The following is a 4,140-nucleotide window of genomic DNA, read 5'->3' as shown; positions in this document are numbered from 1 at the left end:
ACCCGTCCAGGCCCCGCCGGCCGCGCGCCGGCCCGGCGACGTCACGCAGCGCGCCACCGCCATCCCGATCGTCCGGCCGAACGCGGCCACCCAGGCCGTACCCCAGGACGCGGCGGATCCGAACCCGCCCACCCGGATCGGCGTCAGCGGCGAGATCGCCGAGTTCCCGACCACCCGGGTCAAGGCCGTGGGCTCCGGTGATCTCGAGGCCCCGGTCACCGGCACCGCCTGGATCGGCCGCTCGCTCGACAACGACGTCGTCATCCACGACGTGCTGGCGTCGCGCCATCACGCGTTCCTGACCGCGACGCCGGTCGGCACTCAAATCCGCGACGCGCACAGCATCAACGGCACCTTCGTGAACGGGATCAGGGTCGGGTCGGCGGTGCTCGCCGAGGGCGACGTGGTCACGATCGGCAACGTCGACCTGTTGTTCACCGGCGGCGTGCTGGTCCGCCGCCAAGAGGTCGCGGCGCGGACCGGCGGCCTGGAGGTGCGCGAGGTCAACTTCAGCATCAACCAAAAAAACCTGCTGGAACGGATTTCGATGACCGCCCGGCCCGGCACCCTGACCGCCATCATCGGCGGTTCGGGCGCGGGCAAGACCACGCTGTCGCGGCTGATCGCCGGGTATGCCACCCCGACCTCCGGCTCGGTCACGTTCGAGGGCCACGACATCCACACCGAGTACGGGTCGCTGCGCACCAGGATCGGGATGGTCCCCCAGGACGACGTCGTGCACCGCCAGCTGACGGTCAACCAGGCCCTGGGCTACGCCGCCGAACTTCGACTGCCCCCCGACACCAGCAAGGCGGACCGCCAACAGGTCGTCGCCCAGGTGCTCGACGAACTGGGGCTGACCCAGCACGCCGGCACCCGGGTGGACAAGCTGTCCGGCGGCCAGCGCAAGCGCGCGTCGGTGGCGCTGGAGCTGCTCACCGGGCCGTCGCTGCTGATCCTCGACGAGCCGACCTCGGGGCTGGACCCGGCGCTGGACCTGCAGGTGATGACGATGCTGCGCCAGCTCGCCGACGCCGGTCGGGTGGTGCTCGTGGTCACTCACTCGCTGACCTATCTCGACGTCTGCGACCAGGTGCTGCTGATGGCCCCTGGCGGCAAGACGGCCTACCTGGGCGCCCCCGGCCGGATCGGCGACGCCATGGGCACCACCAACTGGGCCCAGATCTTCGCCAAGGTGGGCGCCGACCCCGACGAGGCCAACCGGCGCTTCCTGGCGCAGAACAAGCCCCCGCCACCGATGGAGTCGGCGCCGGCCGATCTCGGCGCCCGGCCCCACACCAGCGTGCGCCACCAGTTCTCCACGATCGCGCGGCGACAGGTCCGGTTGGTCGTCTCGGACCGCGCCTACTTCGCGTTCCTGGCGGTGCTGCCGTTCATCCTGGGCGGGCTGTCGCTGACCGTTCCGGGCAGCACCGGGTTCGGCATCGCCCAACCGACCAGCGGGACGCCCGACGAATCCGCGCAGATCCTGACCCTCATGTCCATCGCCGCCGTCTTCATGGGCACGGCGCTGACGATCCGCGACCTGATCGGCGAGCGCGCCATCTTCCGGCGCGAACAGGCGGTGGGCCTGTCGACGGGGGCCTACCTGGGCGCCAAGCTCACGGTGTTCTGCGCGTTCGCGATCGTGCAGGCGGCGATAGTGACGGGCATCGTGCTGGTGGGCAAGGGCGCGCCGACCCAGCCGCCGGTGCTGCTGGGTAACGCCAGCTTCGAGCTGTTCGTCACCGTGGCCGCGACGTGTGTGGCCTCGGCGGTCCTGGGTTTGGTGCTGTCGTCGCTGGCGCGCTCCAACGAGCAGATCATGCCGCTTTTGGTGGTGTCCCTGATGCTGCAGCTGGTGCTCGCCGGTGGGATGGTCCCGGTGACCGGCCGCATCTTCCTCGACCAGCTCTCCTGGGTGATGCCCTCGCGCTGGGGATACGCGGCGTCGGCGTCGACGGTGAACCTGCGCGAGCTGGTGCCCGGTTCGCTCATTGCCAGGGACGGCCACTGGATGCACACGCGCGGTGCGTGGCTGCTCGACATGGGGATGCTGGTCGCGCTGTCGGTGATCTATTCCGCCATCGTGCGCTGGCGCATCCGGCTCACGCGCTAATCCTTTGCGTCCAGGCTCCCCTCAAATAGCAGCCCGTGCGCCAGCGCGAACGCCATGGCCTGCGGAACGTCGACCCGCGCGCCCGACAGCGAGGCGGTCCGCCACAACGCGGCGTCCACGGTGGCGCCGCGCAGGTCGGCGTCGTCCAGGCGGGCGCCCGTCGTCCGGGCGCCGGACAGGTCGGCGCCGCGCAGCACGGCCTTGCGCAGGTCGGTCTCCACCAGGCTGGTCTCCCTCAGCCGGCAGCCGCCCAGGTCGAGACCGCGAAGGTCGTTGCCGCCGAGCACCGCGAGGGTGAAATCCACCTCGTCGAACGTCATCGGGCGCATCCGGCAACCCACGAAGACCGAGCCCAGCATGGAGCATTGCGCAAACGTGGCGTGCCACAGCAACGTTCGCTCGAACGTGCAGTTGCGAAACGCCGACCCGCGGTGGTCCGACTCGGCCAGGTTGGCACCGCTGAAATCACAGTCGCTGAACGCCACCCGCTCGGTGCGCAACCGGCTGAGGTCCTCGTCGCGAAAATCCGTGCCGGTGAATTCGCGATCGACCCAGTGCTGCAAAGCGGGATCAGCTCGCGGCCAGGGTTTCCAGCGCGTATTCGCTGACGGCGATCAGCGCGTCGGTCGCCGACCTGCGGTCCCTGGCATCGACGGTGATCACCGGGATGTGCCGGGGCAGGGTCAGCGCCTCGCGGACCGCCTCCACGGGATAGCGTGGCGCGCCGTCGAACTCGTTGACCGCGATCAGGAAAGGCAGGTTGCGGTGCTCGAAGAAGTCGACCGCGGCGAAGCTGTCCTGCAGGCGGCGGCAGTCGACCAGCACGACCGCGCCGATCGCGCCGCGCACCAGGTCGTCCCACATGAACCAGAACCGCCGCTGACCCGGGGTCCCGAAGAGGTAGAGCACCAGCTCCTCGTCCAGGGTGATCCGGCCGAAATCCATTGCGACCGTGGTGGTCCGCTTGTCCGGGGTGGCCTCGAGCATGTCGACGCCGGTCGAGGCGTCGGTGAGCATCGCCTCGGTGCGCAGCGGCATGATCTCCGAGACCGCCCCGACGAATGTGGTCTTGCCGACCCCGAACCCGCCCGCGATCACGATCTTCGTCGAAGCGTGGGCTCCGCCGTCAGAGTGCTCGTAAGCCACGCAGGGTCCTTCCTATGAGTTCGTGGCGCTCATCGCGGGTGGAAAGCTCGGTCAACGTCCTATGCACCCGAAGGTAGCCGGACAGCACAAGATCGCCGACCAGGACGCGCGCGACACCGACCGGTAAATCCAGCCGGGCGGAGATTTCCGCGACCGACGGGCTGTTCACGCACAGTTGGATGATCTTGCCTCTCGCATCGTTGGGTGGCCACCGGTGAGCCAGGCCCGCGTCCAGCGTCTGTATCGGCGCTTCCAGCGGAAGGTCGACGTTGGTGCCGGTCCGTCCGGACGTCAGGGTGTACGGACGGACCAGGTTCGCCTCACGTGAGGCCGGCCAGCGCTCGCGTCTGTCCATCGCGGCTCACGAGTGCGTAGCGGACCGGCGGGTGGACTGGACCACGCCGCCCACCCGTTCGACAAGGATGGCCATCTCGTAGCCGATCTGGCCGATGTCGCAGGACGCCACGGCCAGCGTGGCCAGATGCGAGCCGTCGCCGACCCGCATCAGCAACAGGTAGCCGTTCGCCATCTCGACCACCGACTGCAGCACCTGGCCCCCCTCGAACAGCTGCGCGGCACCGGTCGCGAGGCTGGCCAGCCCGGAGGCGACCGCGGCCAGCTGATCGGCTCGTTCGCGCGGGAGGTGCTCACTGGCGGCGACCGGCAACCCGTCGACGGACACCAGCAACGCGTGCGCGACCCCGGGGACCTCGCGGGTGAACTTCGTCACCAACCAGTCCAGCGAGTTCTCAGCAGCCGTCATTCGTCTTCAGATCCTTCACTCGTCTCTCGGGCGTGCGACCGTCCGGAGCGCACGCCACCGAAGTGGCTGCTGAACGAGGTCCGCACCGCCTCGGGGTCGCGCCCCGCGGCGG

At 69.6% G+C, this 4,140-nt stretch carries 5 protein-coding genes; 1 reads left to right on the top strand and 4 read right to left on the bottom strand.

Annotated elements, in window-relative coordinates:
• On the top strand, positions 1-2,119 hold a 2,119-nt coding region (locus JWP83_RS24350), incomplete at its 5' end, for an ATP-binding cassette domain-containing protein (protein WP_297736131.1).
• Here the strand turns inward: JWP83_RS24350 and JWP83_RS24345 are convergent.
• Genes JWP83_RS24345 through JWP83_RS24330 form a run of 4 tightly spaced genes read right to left on the bottom strand, consistent with a single transcriptional unit; the run spans position 2,116 to position 4,028 of the window.
• Positions 2,116-2,682 (bottom strand): pentapeptide repeat-containing protein, encoded by a 567-nt coding sequence (locus JWP83_RS24345; protein ID WP_297736128.1) that lies wholly within the window; start codon positions 2,680-2,682, stop codon positions 2,116-2,118. The genes JWP83_RS24350 and JWP83_RS24345 overlap by 4 nt on opposite strands.
• A 7-nt stretch (positions 2,683-2,689) precedes the next feature.
• Entirely contained in the window at positions 2,690-3,265 is a 576-nt protein-coding gene (locus JWP83_RS24340; RefSeq protein WP_297736126.1) for an ATP/GTP-binding protein, read from the bottom strand.
• Positions 3,246-3,620 carry a DUF742 domain-containing protein gene (locus tag JWP83_RS24335; protein ID WP_297736123.1) on the bottom strand — a complete coding sequence of 125 codons (375 nt, stop codon included), beginning with the start codon at positions 3,618-3,620 and terminating at the stop codon, positions 3,246-3,248. Before JWP83_RS24335 ends, JWP83_RS24340 begins: the two co-directional genes overlap by 20 nt.
• Positions 3,621-3,626: 6 nt before the next feature.
• Positions 3,627-4,028 carry a serine protease inhibitor gene (locus JWP83_RS24330; protein WP_297736120.1) on the bottom strand — a complete coding sequence of 134 codons (402 nt, stop codon included), beginning with the start codon at positions 4,026-4,028 and terminating at the stop codon, positions 3,627-3,629.
• Positions 4,029-4,140 lie beyond the last annotated feature (112 nt).

The sequence above is a fragment of the Mycobacterium sp. genome (genome assembly GCF_025965855.1).
Taxonomy (GTDB): Bacteria; Actinomycetota; Actinomycetes; order Mycobacteriales; family Mycobacteriaceae; genus Mycobacterium.
Note: the sequence above shows the minus strand (reverse complement) of the source record. Positions and strands in the feature narration are given on the sequence as shown.

Coding starts and splice junctions, on each gene's coding strand:
- JWP83_RS24330 (WP_297736120.1), bottom strand. CDS start 4,028: ATGACGGCTGCTGAGAACTCGCTGGACTGGTTGGTGACGAAGTTCACC.
- JWP83_RS24335 (WP_297736123.1), bottom strand. CDS start 3,620: ATGGACAGACGCGAGCGCTGGCCGGCCTCACGTGAGGCGAACCTGGTC.